Annotated in this window: 19 protein-coding genes; 4 read left to right on the forward strand and 15 right to left on the reverse strand. The window is 75.2% G+C overall.

Going from position 1 to position 25,260, the window contains the following annotated elements; all coding sequences use genetic code 11:
* Window positions 1-61: 61 nt before the first annotated feature.
* From der to QSK52_RS35850, 3 genes are all read right to left on the reverse strand, one after another.
* Window positions 62-1,516: a ribosome biogenesis GTPase Der gene (der, locus tag QSK52_RS35840; RefSeq protein ID WP_285740451.1), complete on the reverse strand. Its 1,455-nt coding sequence runs from the start codon at window positions 1,514-1,516 to the stop codon at window positions 62-64.
* Window positions 1,517-1,646: 130 nt separating this feature from the next.
* Window positions 1,647-2,363 carry a (d)CMP kinase gene (cmk, locus tag QSK52_RS35845; protein ID WP_285740452.1) on the reverse strand — a complete coding sequence of 239 codons (717 nt, stop codon included), beginning with the start codon at window positions 2,361-2,363 and terminating at the stop codon, window positions 1,647-1,649.
* Window positions 2,364-2,480: 117 nt separating this feature from the next.
* Window positions 2,481-3,566, reverse strand: a complete 1,086-nt coding sequence (locus QSK52_RS35850; RefSeq protein WP_285740453.1) for a prephenate dehydrogenase — start codon at window positions 3,564-3,566, stop codon at window positions 2,481-2,483.
* Between the two features lie 190 nt (window positions 3,567-3,756).
* Here QSK52_RS35850 and QSK52_RS35855 point away from each other — a divergent pair, with 190 nt between their 5' ends.
* The 3 genes from QSK52_RS35855 to QSK52_RS35865 are packed head-to-tail and all read left to right on the forward strand — an operon-like array spanning window position 3,757 to window position 7,776.
* Window positions 3,757-5,790: a DUF4139 domain-containing protein gene (locus QSK52_RS35855; protein ID WP_285740454.1), complete on the forward strand. Its 2,034-nt coding sequence runs from the start codon at window positions 3,757-3,759 to the stop codon at window positions 5,788-5,790.
* Window positions 5,787-7,364: a mucoidy inhibitor MuiA family protein gene (locus tag QSK52_RS35860; RefSeq protein ID WP_285740455.1), complete on the forward strand. Its 1,578-nt coding sequence runs from the start codon at window positions 5,787-5,789 to the stop codon at window positions 7,362-7,364. The genes QSK52_RS35855 and QSK52_RS35860 overlap by 4 nt, the downstream gene beginning before the upstream one ends.
* Window positions 7,365-7,413: 49 nt before the next feature.
* Window positions 7,414-7,776 carry a DUF952 domain-containing protein gene (locus tag QSK52_RS35865; RefSeq protein WP_285740456.1) on the forward strand — a complete coding sequence of 121 codons (363 nt, stop codon included), beginning with the start codon at window positions 7,414-7,416 and terminating at the stop codon, window positions 7,774-7,776.
* A 66-nt stretch (window positions 7,777-7,842) separates the two neighbouring features.
* Here QSK52_RS35865 and QSK52_RS35870 read toward each other — a convergent pair whose 3' ends face one another.
* The 10 genes from QSK52_RS35870 to QSK52_RS35915 all read right to left on the reverse strand — a co-directional run bounded on the left by QSK52_RS35870 (window position 7,843) and on the right by QSK52_RS35915 (window position 19,860).
* On the reverse strand, window positions 7,843-8,820 hold the full coding sequence (locus QSK52_RS35870; RefSeq protein WP_285740457.1) for a helix-turn-helix domain-containing protein: 978 nt from the start codon (window positions 8,818-8,820) through the stop codon (window positions 7,843-7,845).
* 217 nt (window positions 8,821-9,037) lie between these two features.
* A complete protein-coding gene (locus tag QSK52_RS35875; protein ID WP_285740458.1) occupies window positions 9,038-10,312 on the reverse strand; it encodes a pseudouridine synthase in 1,275 nt (424 codons plus the stop codon).
* Window positions 10,312-10,908 carry an SMC-Scp complex subunit ScpB gene (gene scpB, locus QSK52_RS35880; protein WP_285740479.1) on the reverse strand — a complete coding sequence of 199 codons (597 nt, stop codon included), beginning with the start codon at window positions 10,906-10,908 and terminating at the stop codon, window positions 10,312-10,314. Before scpB ends, QSK52_RS35875 begins: the two co-directional genes overlap by 1 nt.
* 185 nt (window positions 10,909-11,093) lie before the next feature.
* Window positions 11,094-11,891 carry a segregation and condensation protein A gene (locus tag QSK52_RS35885; protein ID WP_285740459.1) on the reverse strand — a complete coding sequence of 266 codons (798 nt, stop codon included), beginning with the start codon at window positions 11,889-11,891 and terminating at the stop codon, window positions 11,094-11,096.
* 58 nt (window positions 11,892-11,949) lie between these two features.
* Window positions 11,950-12,414 (reverse strand): hypothetical protein, encoded by a 465-nt coding sequence (locus tag QSK52_RS35890; RefSeq protein ID WP_285740460.1) that lies wholly within the window; start codon window positions 12,412-12,414, stop codon window positions 11,950-11,952.
* A 41-nt stretch (window positions 12,415-12,455) separates the two neighbouring features.
* On the reverse strand, window positions 12,456-13,517 hold the full coding sequence (locus QSK52_RS35895; RefSeq protein ID WP_380276494.1) for a ParA family protein: 1,062 nt from the start codon (window positions 13,515-13,517) through the stop codon (window positions 12,456-12,458).
* Window positions 13,518-13,967: 450 nt separating this feature from the next.
* Entirely contained in the window at window positions 13,968-15,083 is a 1,116-nt protein-coding gene (ald, locus tag QSK52_RS35900) for an alanine dehydrogenase (protein WP_285740461.1), read from the reverse strand.
* Window positions 15,084-15,322: 239 nt separating this feature from the next.
* Window positions 15,323-17,218, reverse strand: a complete 1,896-nt coding sequence (locus tag QSK52_RS35905; protein WP_285740462.1) for a tetratricopeptide repeat protein — start codon at window positions 17,216-17,218, stop codon at window positions 15,323-15,325.
* 279 nt (window positions 17,219-17,497) lie between these two features.
* The gene (locus QSK52_RS35910; RefSeq protein ID WP_285740463.1) at window positions 17,498-18,115 is read right to left on the reverse strand and encodes an NUDIX domain-containing protein; all 618 of its coding nucleotides are present in this window, start codon (window positions 18,113-18,115) and stop codon (window positions 17,498-17,500) included.
* A 116-nt stretch (window positions 18,116-18,231) separates the two neighbouring features.
* The gene (locus QSK52_RS35915) at window positions 18,232-19,860 is read right to left on the reverse strand and encodes a CTP synthase (protein ID WP_285740464.1); all 1,629 of its coding nucleotides are present in this window, start codon (window positions 19,858-19,860) and stop codon (window positions 18,232-18,234) included.
* 378 nt (window positions 19,861-20,238) lie between these two features.
* Here QSK52_RS35915 and QSK52_RS35920 point away from each other — a divergent pair, with 378 nt between their 5' ends.
* Window positions 20,239-22,164, forward strand: a complete 1,926-nt coding sequence (locus QSK52_RS35920; RefSeq protein WP_285740465.1) for a glycoside hydrolase family 15 protein — start codon at window positions 20,239-20,241, stop codon at window positions 22,162-22,164.
* Between the two features lie 24 nt (window positions 22,165-22,188).
* Here the strand turns inward: QSK52_RS35920 and QSK52_RS35925 are convergent, their stop codons facing one another.
* Both QSK52_RS35925 and recN read right to left on the reverse strand, forming a co-directional pair.
* Window positions 22,189-23,349, reverse strand: a complete 1,161-nt coding sequence (locus tag QSK52_RS35925; RefSeq protein WP_285740466.1) for a glycosyltransferase family 4 protein — start codon at window positions 23,347-23,349, stop codon at window positions 22,189-22,191.
* Between the two features lie 127 nt (window positions 23,350-23,476).
* Complete coding sequence (gene recN, locus QSK52_RS35930) at window positions 23,477-25,210, reverse strand: DNA repair protein RecN (RefSeq protein ID WP_285740480.1); 1,734 nt, start codon at window positions 25,208-25,210, stop codon at window positions 23,477-23,479.
* Between the last annotated feature and the right edge of the window lie 50 nt (window positions 25,211-25,260).

Below are 25,260 nucleotides of genomic sequence, written 5' to 3' on the forward strand. Positions count from 1 at the left end.
GGCAGAAGTGACGAGGAGGGGCCGCGGACGGTGTCCGCGGCCCCTCCTCGTCACTTCCCCGCTACTTCTTCTTGGCGCGCTTCTCGCGGACCCGGACCGAGATCGAGATCGGGGTGCCCACGAAGCCGAACTCCTCGCGCAGGCGGCGCTCGACGAAGCGGCGGTAGCCCGCCTCCAGGAAGCCGGACGCGAACAGCACGAACCGCGGCGGACGGGTGCCCGCCTGGGTGCCGAACAGGATGCGCGGCTGCTTGCCGCCGCGGATCGGGTGCGGGTGCGCCGCCACCAGCTCGCCCAGGAAGGCGTTCAGCCGGGCGGTCGGGATGCGGGTCTCCCACCCGGCCAGCGCGGTCTCGATCGCCGGGACGAGCTTCTCCATGTGCCGCCCGGTCTTCGCCGAGACGTTCACCCGGGGCGCCCACTGCACCTGCACCAGGTCGCGCTCGATCTCGCGCTCCAGGTAGAAGCGGCGCTCCTCGTCCAGCTGGTCCCACTTGTTGTAGGCGATGACCACGGCGCGCCCGGCCTCGACGGCCATCGAGATGATCCGGGTGTCCTGCTCGGCGAGGGTCTCGCTGGCGTCGATCAGGACGACCGCGACCTCGGCCTTGTCCAGCGCCGCGGAGGTCCGCAGCGAGGCGTAGAAGTCCGCGCCCGCGGTCAGGTGGACGCGGCGGCGGATACCGGCGGTGTCGATGAACTTCCAGGTCTTGCCGCCGAGTTCGATCAGCTCGTCGACCGGGTCGCGGGTGGTGCCGGCCAGCTCGTTGACGACCACCCGGTCCTCGCCGGCGACCTTGTTCAGCAGGCTCGACTTGCCGACGTTCGGCCGGCCGATCAGCGCGACGCGGCGCGGCCCGCCGGGCGCCTGCCCGTCGCCGAACAGCTGCGGCGGCGCCTCCGGCAGCACCTTCAGCACCGCGTCCAGCAGGTCGCCGGAGCCGCGGCCGTGCAGCGCCGAGACGGGGTACGGCTCGCCCAGGCCGAGCGACCACAGGTACGCGGCCTCGGCCTCGGTGGACGGGCCGTCGACCTTGTTGGCGCACAGCACCACGGGCTTGCCGGAGCGGCGGATCAGCCGGACCAGGGCGTCGTCGGTGTCGGTGGCGCCGACCTTGGCGTCCACCACGAACAGCACCGCGTCGGCCTGCTCGATGCCGAGCTCGGCCTGCCCGGCGACCATCGCGTCGAGGCCGAGGACGTCGATCTCCCAGCCACCGGTGTCGAGGACCTTGAACCGGCGCCCGGCCCACATCGCCTCGTAGCTGACCCGGTCGCGGGTCACGCCCGGCCGGTCCTCGACGACCGCCTCGCGGCGGCCGATGATGCGGTTGACCAGGGTCGACTTGCCGACGTTCGGGCGGCCGACGACGGCCAGCACCGGCAGCGGGCCGTGGCCCTCCAGCTCGGCGTCGACCTCGTCGCCGTCGAAGCCCTCCTCGGCGGCCAGCGCCATGAACTCGGCGTACTCGGCGTCACCCAGCTCGCCGTGGTGGGCGGTGGTGTCGTTGCTCATGTTCCGTTTTCCGTTTCCCGGCCCGGCCCTTCCCAGGGGCGTGCCGTGCGTACCTGCCCGGAGGGCAGCGCGGACCGCGCGGATCTCGCGCGGTCGGACGTGCGTCGTCGCCGTTCCGTTCCCGCCCGCCTCAGGCGGCGGTCAGACCGGCCTTCTCCTCCACCAGGGCGGCGATCGTGTCGATCACCTGGTCGAGGGTGAGTTCGCTGGTGTCCACCAGGGCCGCGTCGGCGGCCCGGGTCAGCGGGGCGGTCGCCCGCGAGGAGTCCGCGGCGTCCCGGCGGGCCAGGTCGGCGGCCATCGCGGTGATGGTCGCCTCGTCCACGCCCTTCGCCCGCAGCTCCGCGGCGCGGCGCTCGGACCGGGCCAGCTCGGAGGCGGTCAGGAACACCTTCACGGTGGCGTCCGGGAACACCACGGAGCCCATGTCCCGGCCCTCGGCGACGATGCCGCGCCCGGCGTGCGAGGCGCAGCCGCGCTGCAGCTCCACCAGCCGCGCCCGCACCGCCGGAACGGCCGCCACGGCGCTCACCTTGGCGGTCACCTCGGGTCCGCGGATCGGGCCGGACACGTCCTGCCCGTCCACCGTTATGGTCGGCCCCTCGGCGTCCGTCCCGGACACGATCACCGGCTTCCCGCAGGCGATGGCCACCGCCTCCGCGTCCTCGACGTCCACCCCGTTGGCGAGCATCCACCAGGTCATCGCCCGGTACATCGCACCGGTGTCCAGGAAGCTCAGCCCCAGCCGCGCGGCCACCGCCCGCGACACGGTCGACTTCCCGGACCCCGAAGGTCCGTCGATGGCGACGACGACCGGGCCGCTCGACGCTCGGTCGACACTGTCCACGGGGCGAACCTCTCTCTCAGGGCACAACGACTCACCCTCAAGGTTAATGGACGCCCGCCCGCCCCCGTTCCCCCCGCCACCGCCCCTCCCCCGAGCCCCGCGCAGCGGACCCCCCGCCTACTCCCGAACCCCCCACCCGCGCTCCCGCAACCCCGCCGCCAACCCCCGCGCCGCCACCGGAGCGACCGCGAGCTGCACGTGACCGACCTGCTGCCCCGTCGAGTGCTCGATCGTCACGTCCTCGATGTTCACCCCGAGCGCGCCGACCTCGCCGAAGAGGCGGCCGAGCTCGCCGGGCTGGTCGCCGAGGACGACGGTGACCGTCTCGTAGCGGGTGGGCGGGGCCCCGTGCTTGCCGGGGATGCGGGCCTGGCCGGTGTTGCCGCGTCGCATGACCGCTTCGATGCCCGCCGCGCCCTCGCGGCGGGTGCCCTCGTCGGCCGCCTGCAGGGCCCGCAGCGCGGCGACCGTCGCGGCGAGGTCGGTGGCGAGGTCGTCCAGGACGTCGGCGACGACGCCCGCGTTGGCGGAGAGGATGTCGATCCACATCGCGGGGTTGGAGGCGGCGATGCGGGTGACGTCGCGCACGCCCTGCCCGGAGAGCCGGACGGCGGTCTCCTCGGCGTGCTCCAGCCGGGCGGCGACGAGCGAGGAGAGCAGTTGCGGGGCGTGCGAGACGAGGGCGACGGCCCGGTCGTGGTCGGCGGCGTCCATCACGATCGGCATGGCCCCGCACAGCGCGACGAGTTCGAGCGCGGCGTTGAGCGTCTCCGTGTCGGTGTCGGCGGTGGGGGTGAGCACCCAGGGCCGCCCCTCGAAGAGGTCGGCGGTGGCGGCGAGCGGCCCGGAGCGCTCGCGTCCGGCCATCGGGTGGGAGCCGATGTAGTGCACGGTGTCGAGCCCGAGCGCGGTGATCTCGCTGCGCGGTCCGGCCTTGACGCTGGCGACGTCGGTGTAGCAGCGGGCGAGGCCGCGCCGCTGGCAGTCCGCGAGGACCTTGCCGACCAGGGCCGGGGGGACGGCGATGACGGCGAGGTCGACGGGGGCGTCGGCGGGTTCGGTGGTGCCCGCGCCGAGGGAGGCGGCGGTGCGGGCGGCGTCGGCGTCGGCGTCCTCCAGGTGGACGCTTATCCCGCGGCGGGTGAGGGCGAGCGCGGCGGAGGTGCCGATCAGTCCGGTGCCGATGACGGCGGCTGTGCGCATGGCGGCTTCTCGTCTCCCGGGTGCGGTTCGCGTCTGCTGGGCTCATCCTCTCGTACGCGTGCGCTCCCGCGCACACCGCCCGGGCGGGCCGCGGGGCCGACGCGCAGCGGAAATCCGGGTGCGGTGACGGGGGTTGGGTGCAGACTGGGCGCCCGGGTCCGGGGAGCGGGCCGGTGGCGAAGGGGGCCAGGTGGCGGGGCAGCGGGCGGTGTGGGAGTCGAGGTTGGACTCGGTGGTGGTGCACGCGGTGGGCGCGGTGTGCCGCCGCCGGGCGTCGGGCGTGCTCCCGGCGGACGGCCGGGTGCGGGTGGCGGGGCTGCCGCGGCTGGCCGCGGAGGGCTCGCTGCGGGTGCGGGTGCTGTCGGGTGCGGGGCGGGTCGCCGAGGCCCGGCTGGGCTACCCGGCGCGGGTCCGCACTCCGGACGAACGCCCGTCCTGGGATCGGGAGTTGACCGAGCTGCAGGCCGAGGTCGAGCGGCTGGAGGAGCGCCGGGACCGCCTGCGGGCGCGGATCGCCGAGGTGGCGGCGCTGCGCGCGGTACCGCCGCAGCGGCGCCGGGAGGACGGGCACCGGCGGGCCCCGGCGGACGCGGTGCTGGCGCTGGCGGAGTTCGTGGACGCCCGGCTGGAGGTGCTGCAGGAGCGCTCGGTGGAGCTGGCCCAGCAGTTGCGGCTGGCGGAGCACGCCTTCGAGGTGGCGGCGGCGCGGGTGCGGGCCGGGTCGAGCGCCGAGCAGCCGGGCGGGGTGGAGACGGGTGCCTGCGCGGAGTTGACGGTGCGCGGCGAGGGCCCGGTGGAGCTGGAGGTGGAGTACGCGGTGCCGGGCGCGGTGTGGGTGCCGACGTACCGGTTGGCGCACCACCGGGGCGAGCGTTCGGCGCGGCTGGTGCTGCGGGCGTCGGTGGCGCAGCGGACGGGCGAGGACTGGTCGGGGGTGCGCTTGGCGCTGTCGACGGCGAGCCTGGTGGGCGGGGGCGGCCTGCCGGAGCTGGCCTCGCTGCGGATCGGCCGCCGCCAGGCGGCGCCCGCGCCCTCGGGGTGGCGGGCGCAACCGGCGGGCCTGGCGGGGCTGTTCGACGGTTGGGAGGACGCGCAGCGCTCGAAACCGGAGCCGCCGCCGCTCCCGGTGGCGGTGTCCGCGGGCCCGCCGCGGCCCGTCGCCCGCGCGGCCCGCGCGGGCGGCGCCCCGGCGGCCCCGGGTGCGTCCTTCGTGCCGCAGGCCCCGCCGATGGCGGCCGCGCCGATGCCGATGCCGGTGGCCGCCGCCGCTCCGCCGCCCGCGCCGTCGGGCCCGGTGCCGCCGGGCGCCGCGTACGGTTCGGCCGCGCCGCGCAGCGCGGCGTTCGCCCCGCCGCCGGGCGCCGTGCCGCCCCCGCCCGCGGAGGCCGCCGTGCCGGACCCGCGCCCGTCGTCCGAGCAGTTGGACTACGCGGCGCTGGTGCTGGCGGGCCCGGAGCAGGAGCCGCTGCGCCGGGGCCGGCTGTTCCCGGAGCCGTCGCCGTCCCGCCCGGGCGGTGCGCTGCGCGGGGCGGAGGAGGTGAGCCGGCTGCCGCTGCCGCGGTACGGGTCCTGGCCGCGGGCGTCGGCGGGTTCGTTCGACCACCGCTTCGACGCGCAGGCGCCCGCGCACGTCCCCTCGGACGGGGTGTGGCACACGGTGACGGTGGCGGAGCTGCCGGTGGGGGTGCGCACGAGCTACGTGTGCGTCCCGTCGGTGGAGGAGGCGGTGTACGCGGTGCTGGAGCTGTCGAACGCGACGGCGCACGCGCTGCTGGCCGGCCCGGTGGAGGTGACGGTGGACGGTGACTTCCTGCTGACGGCGGGGCTGCCGACGCTGGCGCCGGGCGGGGTGCGGGAGTTGGGCCTGGGCCGGGCGGAGGAGCTGCGGGTGGCGCGGCACGTCGAGGTGCGGGAGTCGACGTCGGGGGTGCTGAACTCGACGACGGTGCTGGACCACGCGGTGCGGATCGAGCTGGTGAACCGGCTGCCGCACGAGGCGTCGGTGGAGGTCCGCGAGCGGGTCCCGGTGTCGGGCGACCCGGAGGTGCGGATCGAGGAGCGGCCGGGCTGGTCGCCGCCCGCGGAGCCGTCCGCGCAGGTGCCGTCCTCGGCGCGGCTGCGGCGGGTGGTGGTGCCGCCGGGTGGTTCGGTGGAGCTGACGGGCGGTTACGTGATCCGCATCCCGGCCGCCAAGGCCGTGGTCGGCGGGAATCGGAGGAGTTGAACGTGTACGAGGAGACTTTTCCCCTCCCGGTGACCGCGGTGACGTGCCTGGAGGACCGGGCGCAGCTGGAGCGGACGGCGGAGCTGGAGCTGGCGCCGGGCGTGCACCGGCTGCGGCTGGGCCCGGTGACGGCGCTGGCGGTGGACCGCACGCTGCACGCGGCGGTGCTGGACGGGGAGGGCGCGCCGACGGACGCGGCGAAGGTGCTGGACGTGCGGCTGGTGCGGTCCTGGCAGCCGGCGGCGCCGCTGCCGCCGGGGCCGGACGACTCGGAGCTGCGCCGCCGGGTGCACGGCCTGGAGCGCGAGCACCTGGCCGAGTCGGCCCGCCAGGAGCGGCTGCAGGCCAGGCTGGCGCTGCTGGGCCAGTTGGCGGCGGACCTGCTGCGGGAGATCGGCGAGGGCGCGGGCTGCGGCGAGCTGGAGCAGGCCCGCTGGTCGCGCGAGCTGGACCGGGTGGACGCGGAGCGCGAGTCGTGCGGCGAGCGGCTGCGGGCCTCGCGGCGGCGTTCGGCGGAGCTGGCGCAGGAGCTGGCGCGGGCCGAGGAGGCGCTGGACCTCGCGGAGCGGGAGCCGGCCGAGCTGCTGGCGTTCGTGGAGCTGTCGGTGCAGTGCACCCGCGCGGGCCGGTTCCTGGCCCGGGTGGGCCACCTGACGGCGTGCGCGCTGTGGCGTCCGGCGTACCGGGCGGAGCTGGTCGGCGGCACGCTGCGGCTGGAGAGCGACGCGGTGGTGTGGCAGCGCACCGGCGAGGACTGGTCGGGGGTGCGGCTGACGCTGTCGACGGCGCGGTCGGCGCTGGCGGGCGAGCCCCCGGTGCTGGTCGAGGACCGGCTGGTGCTGCGGGAGCGCTCGGCGCAGGAGAAGCGGACGGTGGAGGTGGAGCTGCGCGAGCAGGCGGTCTCCGACGCCGGCCCGCTGGAGCCGGGCCTGCCGGGCGTGGACGACGGCGGCGAGGTGCGGGTGCTGCGGGTGGACGGCCCGGTGTCGGTGGCCGCGGACGGCCGGGCGCACCGGGTGCCGGTGAGCGCGTTCGAGGCGGCGGCGCGCAGCGAGTTCGCGGCGGCGCCGGAGCTGTCCGAGGCGGTGACGGAGGTGGTGCACTTCCGCAACGCGGCGGGCCACGCGCTGCTGGCGGGCCCGGTGGACCTGGTCCGCGGCTCGGGCTACACCGGCCGGGGCGCCCTGGAGTTCACGGCGGCGGGCGCCCCGGTGCGCCTGGCCTTCGGCTCCTCGGACGGCCTGCGGGTGGTCCGGGAGTCGGACGAGCGCCGCGAGGGCGCGGGCCTGGCCGGCCAGCGGACGCTGGTGACCCGCACGGTGCGCCTGCACCTGTCGCGCTTCTCCGCCCCGGGCGAGGACGCCGAGCGGGTCGTGACGGTCCGCGAGCGCATCCCGGTCTCGGAGGTGTCGGCGGTCCAGGTCCGGCTGCGCAAGGAGCACTGCTCCCCGCCCCCGGACGAACTGGACGCGGAGGGCATCGCCCGCTGGGAGGTCCCGCTGCCGCCGGGCGGCCGCCGGACGGTGACGCTGGTGTACGAGATCGCGGCGACGGCGAAGGTGGCGGGCCTGTGAGCCGCGCCCTTGGCCCCGCCGCCCGGTCCACGGAGGGTACAAAAGAGCCATGATCTACCATCTCGCCCCGCTGGACGACTGGCTGCGCGACCCGGGTCGGCCGTACACCGCCGCGTCCCTGCTGACCGAGGGCTTCCTGCACTGCTCGCCGGACGAGCCGACGGCGCTGGCGGTGGCCAACCTGTTCTTCCGGGACGCGCCGGACCCGCTGATGGCGCTGCTGATCGAGGAGCGCCTGGTCGAGCCGATGGTGAAGTGGGAGGCGGCCACCGGCGGGCCGCCCCCGGGCGCCACCGAGGGGGTGCTGTTCCCGCACATCTACGGGCGGCTGAACCGGACGGCCGTGCTGGGCCTGGAGAAGCTGGAGCGCGGCCCGGACGGGCGCTGGGCGGCCCTGCGGCCCTGGAGCTGACCCCGCGGGGCCCCGGGGGCGCCCCGGGGCCCGTGGCGGCCCGTCGGGGCCGGGGCCGGGGGCCGCTCAGAGCCAGCCGCGCTCGCGGGCGGCCATCCCGGCCTGGAAGCGGGTGGTGGCGCCGAGTTCGCGCATCAGGCCCTGCAGGCGGCGCTGGGTGGTGCGGGCGCTCCAGCCGAGCGAGCGGGCGATCGACTCGTCGGTGAGCCCGGCGGCGAGCAGGCCGATCAGCTTGAGGTGGTCGGCGTCCGGCCCGGGGCCCTCGCCGTCGCCGAGGACGGTCTGCAGCGGCACGGCGCGCTCCCACTCGGCCTCGAACAGCGCGTCCAGGGCCTGCAGCAGCGCGGAGGGGTGGATCACGTAGGCGGCGTCCAGGACGCTGTCGCCGACGCTGATCGGGATGATCGCCATCTTGTCGTCGGCCATCATCATCTTCATCGGCAGCACCGGGCGGACCCGGGCCTCCTCGCCGTCCTCGACGCCGGTGAGGATCTCCTGCTCCAGCCGCCCGGGCCAGGCGATCGCCTCCTTGTCGAAGACGGTGCGGATGCGCACCCCGGACTTGAGCTTGGCCCGCTGCCGGGGCTGCTCGACGGTGGGGTCCTGCACGTAGGGCGGGCAGTCGAAGCCGCGGATCTGGTACTGGCTGGACTCGATCAGGTGCTCCAGCCGCTGGGCGATGGCCTCGCCGCCGGTGAGGACCTCGACCGAGTGCGCCGGGTCGGTGTACCGGGAGGCTTCGCGGAAGGCGTCCATCAGCCGGTGCATCTCGGCGCGGGCGGAGCGCAGCTCGGCCTCGCGGTGGCCGATCAGGGTGCCGATGGCGACGTCGGGGGCGACCGACAGGTAGCGCTCCCGGTCGACCGGGGCGCGGGTGGCCATGCCCTGCTCGGCGAGCCGGTCCAGGGCCTCGCGGCACTGCTCCAGGGTCAGCCCGCAGTGCTCCGCCAGCTCCTCGGCGGTGGACTGCGGCGCGACGACCAGCGCGGCGTACACCTGGCCGTCGGAGAGCCCGAGGCCGAGCACGGTGAATGCGTCCAGCATGGTGGTGGTTCCTTCCCCCGCCGCCGCCCGGTGGCCTGACCCGGTGGCGCACTTCCGCCACGCGCCGGAGCGAACTTCGGTGGCAATCTTCTGCCACCGGGCGGAACGATAGCAAGGCCGTGCGGTGTGCCTCACATGTCAAGCCCCTGCCGGACCGTCCGCACGCGCGCCGGAGCCCGCCCGCCGGGTGCGGCGGACGGGCTCCGGGGGGCGGCTGCTACAGGCCGACCTCGCGCATCAGGGTGCCGACCTCGGGGTTGGTCAGGCGGCGCAGCCAGCCCGACTTCTGGTCGCCCAGCGTGATCGGGCCGAACGCGGTGCGCACCAGCTTGTCGACCGGGAAGCCGACCTCGGCCAGCAGGCGGCGCACGATGTGCTTGCGGCCCTCGTGCAGGGTCACCTCGACCAGGTAGTTCTTGCCGAGGTTGGAGACCACCTTGAAGCTGTCGGCCCGGGCCCAGCCGTCCTCCAGCTCGACGCCCTTGGCCAGGGTCCGGCCGAGGTCGCGCGGCAGCGGGCCCTGGATCGCGGCCAGGTAGGTCTTGGTGACGCCGTACCGGGGGTGGGTGAGGCGGTGGGCCAGCTCGCCGTGGTTGGTGAGCAGGATGATGCCCTCGGTCTCGGTGTCCAGGCGGCCGACGTGGAACAGCCGGGTCTCCCGGTTGGTCACGTAGTCGCCCAGGCACTGCCGCCCCTCGGGGTCCTCCATGGTGGAGACCACGCCGGCCGGCTTGTTCAGCGCGAAGAACAGGTACGACTGGGTGGCGACGGTCAGGCCGTCCACCTTGATCTCGTCCTTCACCGGGTCGACCCGGCGGCCCTGCTCCAGCACGGTCTCGCCGTTGACGTCGACCCGGCCCTGCGCGATCAGCTCCTCGCAGGCCCGGCGGCTGCCCATGCCGGCCCGCGCCAGCACCTTCTGCAGGCGCTCGCCGTCCTCGCCGACCTCCTTGCCGGGGCCCTCGTGCCGGGCCAGCACCCGGTCCTCGATCCGGCCCTGCAGCTCCCGGGAGCGCTGCGGCTGGCGCCGCGGGTCGCCGGGCGCGCCCTGCCCCTCCCGCCGCGGCCGGGGCGCCGCCCCGGGCTTGCGGGAGTCGTACGCCCCGCGCCCGGGCGTCGCGTTCGGCCCGCCGCCGTACTCGGGGCGGTCGTAGCGGCGCTCCTCCGGACGCGGCTGCCGCCGCTCCTCGCGCCGCTCGCCGCCGCGCCCGTACGAGCCCGAGCCGGAGCCCGACCCGCCGCGCGAGGAGCCGCCGCCGTACGAGGAGCCCGCCCCGCCGCGGCCGGAGCCGCCGCGGCCGCCCTGCCCGCCGCCGTACGAGCCCGAGCCGCCGCGCGAGGACTGCCCGCCGCGGCCGCCCTGGCCGCCGCCGCTGCCGTAGGACGACGATCCGCCCCGGCCCCCGCCCTGCTGGCCGCCTCGGCCGCCCTGCCCGCCCCGGCCCTGGCTGCCGCTGTTCCTGCCGTTGCCACCGTTGCCACTGCTACGCATCAAAATGTCCGTACGTCGATATCCGTCTGGTCGGCCTGGTTCGGCCTCGGCCCTTCCTGTGCGGCGGCGACCGCCTGCGCGATCATCGTGCCCTCCAGGGACTCCGCTTCCACGTCGTCGACCTCGGGCAGGAAGGGCGCGAGCTCCGGCAGCTCGTCCAGGCCGCGCAGCCCCATCCGTTCCAGGAAGTAGTTCGTCGTCCGATACAGGATCGCTCCGGTCTCGGGCTCGGTGCCGGCTTCTTCGACCAGTCCTCGCTGTACCAGGGTACGCATCACGCCGTCGCAGTTCACACCACGGACCGCGGAAACCCTCCCGCGCGACACCGGCTGCCGGTACGCGACCACCGCCAGCGTCTCCAGCGCGGCCTGCGTCAGCCGGGCCTGCTGCCCGTCCAGGACGAAGCGCTCGACCGCCGCCGCGCACTCCGCGCGGCTGTAGAACCGCCACCCCCCGGCCACCTGCCGGAGCTCGAAACCGCGCCCCTGCGCGGTGTACTCGCCCGCCAACTCCCTCAGCACTGCGGCCACTTCGTCCTTGGAGGCGTCCAGCACCCCGGCCAGCCTGGCCTCCGCGACCGGCTCGTCGGCGACCATCAGCACCGCCTCCAGCGCCGCCCGCAGCGGCAGCCCGTCCGACGGTTCGCCCGGGGGCCCGTCGGGCAGCGCCAGGACGCGCTCCACCGGTTCGACGCGCGCACCGTCCGGGTACGCCGACTCCTGCCACTCGCCGGGCCGGGGGGCGCCCGGCAGGCCCAGGGCCCTGCGCGCGGGCCGCTCCGTCATCGCGCACCGCCTTCCCCGCCCGCCGGGCGGTCGAACTCGTCGGTCACCTCGACCCGCTGCCCCGAGGCGGCGGTCCAGCGCACCACCAGCTCCTCCAGGGCCTGCGGCTGCTCGAAGTCCAGCGCCCGCTCGCGGTACAGCTCCAGGAGCGCCAGGAACCGGGCCACCACCACCAGCGCGTTCTCGGCGTCCGCGACCAGCTGCCCGAAGGTGGCCTCGCCGAGCTCGCCCAGGCGCCGCGCCACCAGCTCGGCCTGCTCGCGCACACTCACCGGCGGCGTGTGGATGTGGTCCACGTACACCACCGGCTTCGGCTTGGGCGCGAACGCCCGGGCGGCGAGCTGCGCGAACCGCTCCGGGCCGATCGACAGCACCACCTCGGGCAGCAGCAGCGCGTGCTGCGGCTCCAGCGCGACGGTCCGCGGCCGCCGCAGCGCCTCGGCCTCCCAGCGCTCCGCGAACAGCGCCGCGACCTTCTTGTACGCCCGGTACTGCAGCAGCCGCGCGAACAGCAGGTCGCGCGCCTCCAGCAGCGCCAGGTCCTCCTCGTCCTCGACCTCGGCGACCGGCAGCAACCGGGCCGCCTTGAGGTCCAGCAGGGTGGCCGCGACCACCAGGAACTCGGTCGCCGCGTCCAGGTCCCACTCCGGTCCCATCGCCCTGATGTGCGCGACGAACTCGTCGGTGACCCTCGACAGCGCCACCTCGGTGACGTCCAGCTTGTGCTTGGCGATCAGCCCGAGCAGCAGGTCGAACGGTCCCTCGAAGTTCTCCAACCGGACCTGGAACGCCATAACGGACCATTGTGGCAGACCGGCGCGGCCGGGGGCGCGAGGAACCGCGCCCCGCGGCTCAGCGCCCGCGCAGCCTCCGGACGAGGATCGACGCCTCGCCGCGCTGCTCCAGGTCCGCCAGGACCACCGAGATCGCCTCGCGGACGACCCGCCCGCGGTCGACGGCCAGGCCGTGCTCGCCGCGCAGCACCAGGCGGGCGTGCTCCAGGTCCATCAGTTCCTCGGCGGACACGTACACGGTGATCTTCTCGTCGTGCCGCTCCCGCCCGGAGGGCCGCCGGGCCCGTCCGCGGCCGCGCACCGTGGCCGGGGCCGGTCGGCGGGCCTCTGCGGGGTCCTCCGCGCGCCCCGCAGGGGCCGCCGGGGCGGCCTCCGGCCTGGCGGCCGGCACGTCGACGGTGCGCGGCGCGGGGGCGGCGCCCGGGCCGTCCCCGGGGGGCTCCTGCCCGGTGGGGGCGGAGCCGGGGACGCTGCCGGAGCCGTTGCCGTTGCCGTTGCGCGCGAGCGAGGGCGACAGGGCCATTCCGCCGGTTGCCCGGAACAGTTCGTCGGCCCCCGGAAGGCTCACTCGGCGGGGCGGCACCGGTCGAGCACCTCCCTGGCGAGCTGGCGGTAGGCGGCGGCGCCGACCGAGTTGGTGGCGTAGGTGGTGATCGGCTCACCGGCCACGGTGGTCTCCGGGAACCGGACGGTCCGGCCGATGACGGTGTGGAAGACGTGCTCGCCGAACGCCTCGACGACCCGGGCGAGGACCTCGCGCGAGTGCACCGTGCGGGAGTCGTACATGGTCGCCAGGATGCCGTCCAGGCGCAGGTCGGGGTTGAGCCGCTCGCAGACCTTCTCGATGGTCTCGGTGAGCAGCGCGACGCCGCGCAGCGCGAAGAACTCGCACTCCAGCGGGACGATCACGCTGTGCGCGGCGGTCAGCGCGTTGACGGTGAGCAGGCCCAGCGAGGGCTGGCAGTCGATGATGACGTAGTCGTAGTCGGGCAGCAGCGGCTTCAGCGCGCGGGCCAGCGCCGACTCGCGGGCGACCTCGCTGACCAGCTGCACCTCGGCGGCCGACAGGTCGATGTTGGACGGCAGCAGGTCCATGCCGGGGATGGCGGTCTTCAGCAGCACCTCGTCGGCCGTCAGGCCCCGCTCCATGAGCAGGTTGTAGACGGTGACGTCCAGCTCCATCGGGTTGACGCCGAGGCCGACCGAGAGCGCGCCCTGCGGGTCGAAGTCCACCAGCAGCACCCGGCGGCCGTACTCGGCGAGCGCCGCGCCCAGGTTGATGGTGGAGGTGGTCTTGCCGACGCCGCCCTTCTGGTTGCACATCGCGATGATCTGCGCGGGGCCGTGCTCGGCGAGCGGCGCGGGGATCGGGAAGTACGGCAGCGGGCGGCCGGTCGGGCCGACCCGCTCGCGGCGCTGGCGGGCCGCGTCGGGGGCCAGGGTGGCGGCGTACTCGGGGTCGGGCTCGTACTCGGCGTCCGGGTCGTCGTAGGGCCCGTAGCCGAGCTCGTTGTAGGCCAGTCCGTACGCCGCGAAGTCGGCGTCGTAGTCGGTGGCGGCGGCTGCCGCGCTCTGGCGCGCCTCGAAGGTGCGGACCGCGACCGAGCCGACCTCCTGCGCGCCCACCGTGGCCTGCCGGGCCTCCTCGTTCGGCTGCCCGGCGGAGAGCTCCGCCAGTCCTGGCTGACCACCCCCGGGAGCAAATGTCGACTCATTCACAAGTCGTCTTACCTCCTTGGACATCCAGGACTCTATGTCGATTCGTCAGCGTGGCAGCATGCCAACGTTTTGCGACTCTAGGCCGTTTCGGGCATTGGCAGCAACACAATCCACGGTAGTGGGCCGCTTGTGTCGGCCGTTCACCCACCCCGTGTCAAGACACGACCCTAACGTTTCCGCGCGGGCACCGGGCCGTGAGGACCCGTCAGGTGTCCTTGTCGACAGAGCGGGTGACAAACCGCACCGGAATTGACCGGCGGCGGTCACCCGGGAGGTACCCGCCCGTCCGCGCGGGCATGCCGAAGCCCCCGGCGCCAAGGGGAAGGACGGCCGGGGGCGACAGCGGGTGAGGCGACGTCAGGCGAGCACGCTCTCCAGGGAGACCGACTCCAGGCCGAAGGCCTCGGCGACGGCCGGGAAGGTGATCTGGCCCTCGTGCACGTTCAGGCCCTTGGCGAGCGCGGCGTCGCGGCGCAGCGCCTCCTTCCAGCCCCGGTTCGCCAGCTCGACCACGTACGGCAGGGTCGCGTTGGTGAGCGCGTAGGTGGAGGTGTTCGGGACGGCGCCCGGCATGTTGGCCACGCAGTAGAAGACCGAGTTGTGGACCTGGAAGGTCGGCTCGGCGTGCGTGGTCGGGTGCGAGTCCTCGAAGCAGCCGCCCTGGTCGATGGCGATGTCGACGAGCACGGAGCCCGGCTTCATCTTGGCGACCAGCTCGTTGGTGACCAGCTTGGGGGCCTTGGCGCCCGGGATCAGCACGGCGCCGATCACCAGGTCGGCCTCGACGACGGCCTTCTCCAGCTCGAAGGAGTTGGAGACGATCGCCTTGACCTTGGTGCCGAAGACCTTGTCGGCCTCGCGCAGCTTGTTGATGTCGCGGTCGAGCAGGGTCACGTCGTAGCCCATGCCGATGGCGATGGTGGCCGCGTGCCAGCCGGAGACGCCGCCGCCGATGACGACCGCCTTGGCCGGGTGGGTGCCGGGCACGCCGCCGGGCAGCACGCCGCGGCCGCCGGCCGGGCGCATCAGGTGGTAGGAGCCGACCTGCGGGGCCAGCCGGCCCGCGACCTCGGACATCGGGGCCAGCAGCGGCAGCGCGCCGTTGGGCAGCTGCACCGTCTCGTAGGCGATGGCGGTGGTGCCGGAGGCCAGCAGCGCGTCGGTGCCGGCCCGGTCGGCGGCCAGGTGCAGGTAGGTGAAGAGGGTCTGGCCCTTGCGCAGCCGGTGGTACTCGGAGGCGATGGGCTCCTTCACCTTGAGGATCATGTCGGCCGCGGCCCACACCTCGTCGGCGGTGGGGAGGATGGTGGCACCGGCGGCCACGTACTCCTCGTTGGGGATCGAGGAGCCGACACCGGCGTTGTCCTCGATGACGACCTCGTGTCCGTTGCGGACCAGCTCATGCACGCCGGCGGGCGTGATGGCCACGCGGTACTCGTGGTTCTTGACCTCGCGGGGGATGCCGACCTTCACGGCTAACACGTCCTCTTGCCATGGGGAATACCTACCGGGGAAGACCGGCGGCGACGCACACGGAGGGCACAACGGACAGGCCGGTGCATAGATCTATGCGCGACTGAGTTCGAGTGTAATGAAGCCCAGTCGGCGTGTCAGCCTTCCAAAGTGACCAAATCAGTCGGACCCATTGGCAGGTTCGTAGGCTTGCACGCGCTCCGGGGCCACATTGCGGGGCGAACTCCGCAGATACGACACTACTCCGAAAGCGGACGGAGGCCCTCCCGGCCGAGGTGCTGCTGCAGCCTCGCCGCCAGCGCCGCGACCTCCCGCTCGCCCGCCCCGTCGCCCGCCCGGCGCAGCACCGCGGCCGCCGAGCGGTACTCCCGCAGCGCCTCCTCGAAGCGCCGCAGCCCGGTGTGCGCCTCGGCCAGGCGCACCAGCAGCCGGGCCTCGGCCGCCTGGTCGCCCAGCTCCTGCCGCAGCGCCAGCGCCCGCCCGTACGCGTCGGCGGCGCGCAGCGGGTCGCCGAGCGCCCGGTGGCCGTGCCCCACGCCCTCCAGCGCCCGGGCGCAGCCCGCCTCGTCGCCCGCCCGCCGGGCCAGGTCCACCGCGCGGCGGTAGCGCTCGCCCGCCTGCTCCCACCGCCCGGCGGCGGCCTGCAGGTCGCCCAGGTTCAGCAGCGCGGCCGCGGCCCGGCGCGGGTTGCCCTGCCGCTCGGCGACCTTCAGCACCGACTCGTGCAGGGCGTGCAGGTCCGCGGGCGCGGCCCCGCCGGTCAGCGGCAGCGTGCGCAGCAGCGCGGTCACCAGGCGGCCCGCCGTCCCGTCCAGGTCGCCCTGCCCGACCGCGTCGGCGACCGCGGCCAGCAGCTGCTCGCGCTCCCCCAGCAGCCAGCCCTCGGCGTGCGCGGCGGTGCGCAGCCGCAGCGGCCCCGGCAGCGGGTCCGGGTTGGGTCCGGCCGCCGGGTCCAGCAGCAGCCGCGCCGAGTCGACCAGCCGCACCAGCCGCTCCAGCAGCCGGGCCCGGGCCAGCTCCACCTCGGAGGGCCGGTCGCTCTCGCCGCGCAGCTCCACCAGCCGCCCGTACAGCCGCCCCGGGACGCGGTAGCGCTCGGTGCCGTCCGCGGCGTCCGGCTCGCGCTCCAGCAGCTCCAGCTCGGCCAGCGCCGCCAGCGAGGCCCCCGCCTCCGGGGCCGGGCAGCCCACCAGCGCCGAGGCGGTGCGCAGGTCCACCTGCTGGCCGGGCGCCAGCGTGCACAGCCGCAGCAGCCGGGCCCGGGCCGCGGGCAGCCGCCGGTACGCCAGCTCGAACGCCCCGCGCAGCGGGTCGCCCTCCACCACCGGCACCGTCTCCCGCTGCGGGTCGGTCGGCCGCACCGGCCCCTCCACCACCACCGGCGCGGGCGGTGGGACGGCGTGCAGCCGGGCCGCCGCGTCGGTCACCGCCAGCCGGGGCTCGGTGCGCAGCCAGCCCGCGACCAGCCGCAGCGCGGCCGGGCGGTTGGCGCACGCCTCGGCGAGGTCCGCGGCGCCGACCGGGTCGCAGGAGATCCGCGTCCCGCCGACCAGCTCGCCCAGCAGCTCCACCGCCGCCCGGTGGTCCATCCCGCCGAGGATGACCGGGTCGATCCCGTCGATGCCCATCAGCGGCCCCGCGGTGGTCGCCAGCAGCAGCGAGGAGGTCTTCTCCGCCAGCAGCGGCCACACCTGCCCGGCGTCCTTGACGTCGTCCAGCAGCACCAGCGCCTTGCGCTGCCCCAGCGCCTCGCGCAGCGCCTCGCACGCCGGGTCCTCCTCCGCCGCGCCCGGCAGCAGCGCCGCCCCCGGCCGCTCCCCCAGCTGGTCCAGCAGCACCCGCGCCGCCCGCCCGGCCCCCACCCGGCCGCCGTCCGGCGCCGACAGCCGCGCGTACAGCAGCCCGTCCGGGTAGTCCCCGGCCACCGACCTCGCCCACCGCACCGCCAGCGCGGTGCGGCCCGAACCCGGCCGCCCCGCCAGCACCAGCAACCGCCCGCGCCCCTGCGCGGGCCGCCCCGCCGCGACGGTCAGCGCGGCCAGCTCCCCGCCCCGCCCGGCGAACGGCCGGGCACCCGCGGGCAGCGCGTCGAAGATCCCGGCCGCCTCGGCCACCGCCGCCGTCTTCCTCGCCACCAGCGCCACTCCCGACCCGTCGCCCAGCGCCCCGGACCCGCCCACCGGGCCCTGTCCGCGAAGCGTAGTTCGCCCACCCCGCCCCGCCGAGACGCCCCGGTATGACCAATGGCCGAATCACCTTGCCGGCCCAACCGGGGAAGCCAGGGAGCGCACCGACAGGGGCGCGGGGAACGGCGCGGCCAACCGATCCCCCGCAGCCGGATCGCGAAGCAGGAGAATCACTTGCACCATCCCGCGACCTCGCTGACGTGCGACTCCCGAAGCGCGCAGCCCTCTTCAGTACGGCCGGGCCGGCCACTGCGCGTCCGCGGGCCGCAGCGCCTCCAGCTCCCCGCCGGTCGCGCTGAGGGCCAGGACGCCGGTGACCAGGGTCGGGTTGTGGAGCGCGCCCGCCAGGACCAGCCGGACGAGTTCCTCCCGCGGCACCCAGGCCGCCTCCAGCTCCAGCTCCTCGCCGTGCGCCTCGTAGCGTTCGCCGTCCGCCTCCGACAGGTCGGTCGCGAGGAAGATCCGGACCGCCTCGTCGCTGCCGCCGGGCGAGGTGTAGAAGTCGACCAGCACGCGCCACTGCCCGGCCTTGCAGTGGGCCTCCTCGAAGAGCTCCCGCTGCGCCGCGTGCAGCGGGTTCTCGCCGGGGACGTCCAGCAGCCCCGCCGGGAGCTCCCAGAGCCGGTGCCGGACGGGGTGCCGGTACTGGCGCAGGGTCAGCACGCGGCCCTCGTCGTCGAGCGCGAGCACCGCGACCGACCCGGGGTGCAGCTGGTAGTCGCGCTGGGCCCAGTTGCCGTCGGGCATCCGGACCTGCTCGCTGCGCACGCCGGTCACCTTGCCCCGGAAGGGCGTGCTCCCGTCCCGGACGTCCCACTCCTCGGCCACGTCGTGAATCCCGGCCACCGGACACCACCCCTTCTCGTCAGATAGACACAATCTACCGGACGCCCGCCCCGCGACACGCCGAAGCGCCCGCCGGGACGGTTCCCGACGGGCGTTCGGTCACTCCAGGAGGGGCGTCAGCCGACCTTGCGGTCGATCGCCGCCGCGACCAGGCCCGCGAACAGCGGGTGCGGGCGGGTCGGGCGGGACTTCAGCTCGGGGTGGGCCTGGGTGGCGACCAGGTAGGGGTGGACCTCGCGCGGGTACTCGACGTACTCGACCAGGTCGCCCTTCGGGGAGAGGCCGGAGAACTGCAGGCCGGTCTTCTCCAGGTCGGCGCGGTAGGCGTTGTTGACCTCGTAGCGGTGGCGGTGGCGCTCCTCGACGTACTGCTCGCCGCCGTAGACCTCGCGCACGATCGAGCCCTCGGCGAGCTTCGCCGGGTACAGGCCCAGGCGCATGGTGCCGCCCAGGTCGCCCTTGCCGTCGACGATGGCCAGCTGCTCGGCCATCGTCGAGACGACCGGGTACTTCGCGGCGGGGTCGAACTCGGTGGAGTTGGCCTCCGGCAGCCCGGCCAGGTTGCGGGCGGCCTCGATGACCACGCACTGCAGGCCCAGGCACAGGCCCAGCAGCGGCACCTTGTTCTCGCGGGCGTAGGTGATCGCGGCGACCTTGCCGTCCACGCCGCGGTCGCCGAAGCCGCCGGGGATGCAGACCGCGTCCACGTCGCCGAGCTGCTCCTGCGCGCCCTCGGGGGTGACGCAGTCGTCCGAGGTGACCCACTTGATCTGCACCCGGGCGTTGTTGGCGAAGCCGCCGGCCCGCAGCGCCTCGGTGACCGAGAGGTAGGCGTCCGGCAGGTCGATGTACTTGCCGACCAGGGCGACCTTGACCTCGTGCTGCGGCTCGTGGACGCGGCGCAGCAGGTCGTCCCAGACCGTCCAGTCCACGTCGCGGAACGGCAGGTCCAGGCGGCGCACCACGTACGCGTCCAGGCCCTCGCCGTGCAGCACCTTGGGGATGTCGTAGATCGACTTGGCGTCGATCGCGGCGACCACGGCCTCCTCGTCGACGTCGCACATCAGCGAGATCTTGCGCTTGATGGCCTGCGGCACCTCGCGGTCGGCGCGCAGCACGATCGCGTCGGGCTGGATGCCGATGTTGCGCAGCGCGGCCACCGAGTGCTGGGTGGGCTTGGTCTTCAGCTCGCCGGAGGGGCCGATGTACGGCAGCAGCGAGACGTGCACGAAGAAGACGTTGTCCCGGCCGACCTCGTGGCGGACCTGGCGGACGGCCTCCAGGAACGGCAGCGACTCGATGTCGCCGACGGTGCCGCCGACCTCGGTGATGACCACGTCGACGTCCTCGGTCGCCATCCGGCGGATCCGGGACTTGATCTCGTTGGTGATGTGCGGGATGACCTGGACGGTGTCGCCGAGGTACTCGCCGCGCCGCTCCTTGGCGATCACGGTGGAGTAGACCTGGCCGGTGGTGACGTTCGCCGAGCCGTGCAGGTTGGTGTCGAGGAAGCGCTCGTAGTGGCCGATGTCGAGGTCGGTCTCGGCGCCGTCGTCGGTGACGAAGACCTCACCGTGCTGGAACGGGTTCATGGTGCCCGGGTCCACGTTGAGGTACGGGTCGAGCTTCTGCATCGTCACCCGCAGGCCGCGGGCCTTGAGCAGGGCACCGAGGCTGGAGGCGGTGAGGCCCTTGCCGAGCGAAGAGGCGACACCCCCGGTGACGAAGAGGTGCTTGGTCGTCACGGCACGGCCGTTGGCCGACTTGCCGGAATGGGGCTGTGCCAAGAGGGGGCTCCCGTGGGTCGCGTGTCGGAGGGTGACGCCGGTGGAGGGGCTCCCGGCCCTCGTTCCCACCAGTTCCACGGGATACCAGCGTATCAGTGCCCCGGCGACTGCTCGCCCGCGTCCGGGTGCCCCGGCCCCGCGCCGCTCGGCCGGACGGCGCATCGGGGCTGCTCGGACGGGGGTTTCCCCGGGCGCTGCCCGGCGCGCACGGGCGGGCGCCGGGGGCGCGTGCGCACGACCCAACCACCCGAATCAACGTATTCTGCTCAAACGTCGACATCCTCGCCCGACCCTGTGCGCACCGTCCGCCGCGGGGCCCGCACGGAACGGAGAACCATGGCCGGTCGCATCGAGGACTACGCGCTGATCGGGGACATGCAGACCGCCGCGCTGGTCAGCCGGGACGGCGCGGTCGACTGGCTGTGCCTGCCCCGGTTCGACTCCCCCGCGGTGTTCGCCGGCCTGCTGGGCACCGACGAGCACGGCTTCTGGCGGATCGGCCCGGCCACGCCGGTCGGGCCGCCGCCCGCCGCCCCCGCCGAGCCCCGTTCGGCCCTGCTGGACACCGGCGAGCTGCGGGTCCCGCCGGTCACCGCCGCCGCGCCCGCACTGCCCTGCGACCGGCGCCGCTACCGGGGCGACTCGCTGGTGCTGGAGCAGGAGTGGGACACCCAGGGCGGCACCGTCCGGGTGATCGACTTCATGCCGCCGCGCCACCTGCTCGGCACGCCCGACGTGCCGCAGATGATCCGGATCGTCGAGGGCGTGGCCGGCACCGTCCGGATGCGCTCGGCGGTGCGGATGCGCTTCAGCTACGGCCGGATCGTCCCCTGGGTGCACCGGGTCGAGCACCCGGAGGTCGGGCACCGCACCGTCGCCGTCGCCGGGCCCGACTCGGTGTGGCTGGACGGCCGGGCCGAGACCTACGGGCGCGACCTGACCACGTACGCGGACTTCACCGTCACCGCGGGCGAGCGGATCGCCTTCGGGCTGACCTGGAAGGCCTCGCACGAACCCGCCCCGGCCCCGCCGGACGCCGAGGGCGCGCTCGCCTCCACCGAGCGGTTCTGGCGCGACTGGGTCGCCCAGTGCACCTACCAGGGCCCCTACCGGGAGGCCGTGGTCCGCTCGCTGATCACCCTCAAGGCGCTCACCTACGCCCCCACCGGCGGCATCGTCGCCGCCCCCACCACCTCGCTGCCCGAGGACCTCGGCGGCGAGCGCAACTGGGACTACCGCTACACCTGGCTGCGCGACGCCGCGATCACCCTGTCCTCGCTGCTGCGCACCGGCTACCGCGAGGAGGCCCGGGCCTGGCGCGAGTGGCTGCTGCGCGCGGTGGCCGGCGACCCGGAGAACCTGCAGATCATGTACGGCATCGCCGGGGAGCGCGAGCTCACCGAGTCCGAACTCGACTGGCTGCCCGGCTACGAGGGCTCCCGCCCCGTCCGGGTCGGCAACGGCGCCGCCGGGCAGCTGCAGCTGGACGTGTACGGCGAGGTCGTCGAGGCGCTGCACCTGGCCACCATGTCCGGCCTGTCCCGGCACGACCACGCCCACCACCTGCAGCTGCGCCTGATCGAGTACCTGGAGGAGCACTGGCGCAACCCGGACGAGGGCATCTGGGAGGTCCGCGGGCCGCGCCGGCACTTCGTGCACTCCAAGGTGATGGCCTGGGTCGCCGTCGACCGCACCCTCAAGCTGCTGGCCCAGAGCGAGGACCCGCCGTCCGACCTGGTCGAGCGCTGGACGAAGCTGCGCGCCGAGATCCACGCCGACGTGTGCGCCCGCGGCTACGACCCGCAGCGCAACACCTTCACCCAGTACTACGGCGGCCAGGAGCTGGACGCCTCGCTGCTGCTGATCCCGCAGGTCGGCTTCCTGCCGCCGGACGACAAGCGGGTCATCGGCACCATCGAGGCGATCCAGCGCGAACTCGCCACCGAGGACGGCTTCGTGCTGCGCTACCCGACCCACGACGAGGACGGCAACAACGTCGACGGGCTGTCCGGGCACGAGGGGGCGTTCCTGGCCTGCTCGTTCTGGCTGGCCGACGACCTGGCGATGATCGGCCGGGTCGGCGAGGCCCGCGAGCTGTTCGAACGGCTGCTGGCGCTCCGCAACGACCTGGGCCTGCTCGCCGAGGAGTGGGACCCGCGGGCCCGCCGCCAGGTCGGCAACTTCCCGCAGGCGTTCAGCCACGTCCCGCTGATCGACACCGCGCTGCGGCTGACCGCGGCCGGCGGCCTCAACCTCTCCTAGGTTCCGGTCCCGGCTCCCGGGGCCTCAGCCCCGGCGCTGCACCAGCTCGTCGTAGATGGACAGCACCTGGGCGACGGTCGCCGCCTCGTCCGGCCAGGTGCGGGCCTGGGCCCGGCCGGCCGCGGCGAGCTCGGCCCGCCGGGCCGGGTCGGCGAGCAGCCCGCGGACGGCGCCGCCCAGCGCCCGCGGGTCGGCGAAGGGCACCAGCACGGCGGCGTCGCCGACCAGTTCGGGCACGCCGCCCACCGCGGTGGCCACCACCGGGACGCCGGCCCGCATCGCCTCCTGGGCGACCAGCGAGCGGGCCTCCCAGCGGGAGGAGAGCACCACCAGGTCGGCGGCGGCCAGCAGGTCGGGGATGTCGGCGCGGTAGCCGAGCAGCTCGACGGGCAGCTGCTCGGCGGCGACCCGCTCGCGCAGGCCCTGCCGCTCGGGGCCGTCCCCGGCCAGCAGGACGCGCGGGGCGGGGGCGCCGGGCGCGGTGAAGTGCGGGACGGCGTCGAGCAGCAGCCCGAAGCACTTCTGCGGGACGAGCCGGCCGATCGCCAGCACCACCGGACGGCCGTCGTCGCCGCCGGGCAGCACCTTGCGGGCGGCCTCCCGGTCCAGGGTGCCGGGCGGCATCGGCGGGGCGGCGACCGGGCCGAGGCGGGCGTCGGTGGCGCCGAGCTCGCGGGCCCGGGCGACCAGGTCGGAGGAGGCGCCGAGGAGCAGGTCGGCGGCCCGCACCACCCGGCGCTCCATCAGGCGCTGCAGGCGGCGGTCGAGCCCGGTGGTGAGCAGCGCGTGGTGCGAGGTGACCACCAGCGGCGTCTCGGGCCGGATGCCGGGGAAGCGGCCCGCGGTGCGCAGCGCCAGGTCGGACAGCAGCCCGGCCCGCAGGCCGTGGGCGTGCACGACGTCGGCGCCGGTGAAGGCGCGGCGCAGTTCGCCGATCGCGGTGGCGTCGCTGCGAGCGCCGGAGGTGGGGGTGATGTCGACGGTGTGCAGGCGGGCCCCGGCCGCGGAGAACCCGAACAGCCGGTCGGTGCCCTCGGGCGCGCAGACCGTGACCGTGACGCCGTGCGCGACCAGGCCCCTGGTCAGGGAGCGCACGTGGGCGCCGATTCCGCCGGTCGCGGCGGCCAGGACCAGCACCACGTGCAACTGGGGGGCCGCGGCGGCCCGGGCGGCGGAATGGTCCACGTCTGTTCTCGCTCCGACTCGTTGTCAGCTGGTGTCCGCTCGCCACGATGCCAGGTCGGTCCGCCTCTTGGACAGTCGGCACCGCCGCGGGCGCGTCGCCCGCGGCGGTGCCGCCCCGCGCGGCGGGTCAGCGGGCCCGGGCGGTGCGGGCGGCTTCCAGCAGCTCCTCGGCGTGGGCCCGGCCGAGCTCGGAGTCCTCCAACCCGGCGAGCATCCGCGACAGTTCGCGCACCCGCTGTTCGTCGTCGAGGGTCTTGACGCCGCTGCGGGTGACGGTGCCGTCGTTGGTCTTCTCGACCACCAGGTGCCGGTCCGCGAACGCGGCGACCTGCGGGAGGTGGGTGACCACCACGACCTGGGCGCTGCGGGCGAGTTTGGCCAGGCGGCGGCCGATCTCGACGGCGGCCTTGCCGCCGACGCCCGCGTCGACCTCGTCGAACAGGTAGGTGGGGACGGGGTCCGCGCCCGCGAACACCACCTCGACGGCCAGCATGACGCGCGACAGCTCGCCGCCGGAGGCGCCCTTGGCGATCGGACGGGGCTGGGCGCCGGGGTGCGGGGCCAGCAGCACCTCGACCTCGTCGACGCCGTGCGGGCCGTAGGCGACGCTGCGGCCCTCCAGTTCGATGCCCGCCAGGTCGTCGACCTGGCTGATCGCGAAGGTCACCCGGGCGTGCGGCATGGCGAGTTCGGCGAGCTCGTCGGAGACCGCGGCGGCGAACTTGTCGGCGGCGGCGTGCCTGGCCTGCGAGACCTCGGCCGCCAGGTCGGCCAGCTGGGTGCGCAACTCGGTCTCCCGGGCGCCGAGTTCGTCGATCCGCTCGTCGTCGCCGTCGAGCTCCAGCAGCCGCACCGAGCCGGCCTCGGCCCAGGCGATCACCTCGGCGAGGGTGCCCTCGCTGCCCCCGTACTTGCGCACCAGGTGGGCCAGGACGGCCCGGCGGTCCTCGACGGCGGCCAGCCGGACCGGGTCGGCGTCCAGGTCGTCGGCGTACCCGGCGAGGTCCCCGGCGACGTCGGCGAGCAGGTAGCCGCACTCGCCGAGCCGGTCGGCGAGGGACGCCAGGCGCTCGTCGTGGTGGCGGACCGCGTCGACGGCGCGGCGGGCCTGGGCGAGCAGGGTGCCCGCGTCGACGGCCTCCGGGTCGGCCGGGTCGCCCGCGAGGGCGGCGTGCGCGAGCGTGGCGGCGGAGGAGAGCGCGTCGGCGTGGCCGAGCCGCTCGGCCTCGACGGCCAGCTCGGCGTCCTCCCCGGCGACCGGCTCGGCGGCGGCGATCTCCTCCAGGCCGAAGCGCAGCAGGTCGGCCTCCTGGGCGCGCTCGCGGGCCCGGGTGGTCAGCTCCTCCAGCGTCGCGGAGACCTCGCGCAGCTGCCGGTACACCTCGCGGTAGCGGGCCAGCGGCTCGGCGACGGCCTCGCCCGCGTACCGGTCCAGCGCGGCGCGCTGCCGGGAGGGGCGCAGCAGGCGCTGCTGGTCGGTCTGGCCGTGCACGGCGATCAGGTCCTCGCCGAGCTCGGCGAGCAGCCCGACCGGCACCGACCGGCCGCCGACGTGCGCCCGGGAGCGGCCCTCGGCGGAGACGGTGCGGCTGACCAGCAGCTCGCCGTCGTCCAGCTCCGCACCGGCCTCCAGCGCCCGCGCGACCACCGGCGAGTCCGGGTCGAGGGTCAACCGCCCCTCCACCACGGCCCGTTCGGAGCCGTTGCGCACCAGCGCCGGGTCGGCCCGGCCGCCGAGCAACAGGCCCAGGCTGGTCACCACCATGGTCTTGCCCGCGCCGGTCTCGCCGGTGACGGCGGTGAAGCCGGGGGCCAGTTCGACCACCGCATCGTCGATGACACCCAGATCCCGTATCCGCATCTCGTCCAACACGGAGACGACCTTACGAGGTTCCACCGTCGCTTTGCGAC

Origin of the sequence: Kitasatospora phosalacinea (assembly GCF_030268885.1) — a bacterium.
Lineage (GTDB): Bacteria > Actinomycetota > Actinomycetes > Streptomycetales > Streptomycetaceae > Kitasatospora > Kitasatospora phosalacinea_C.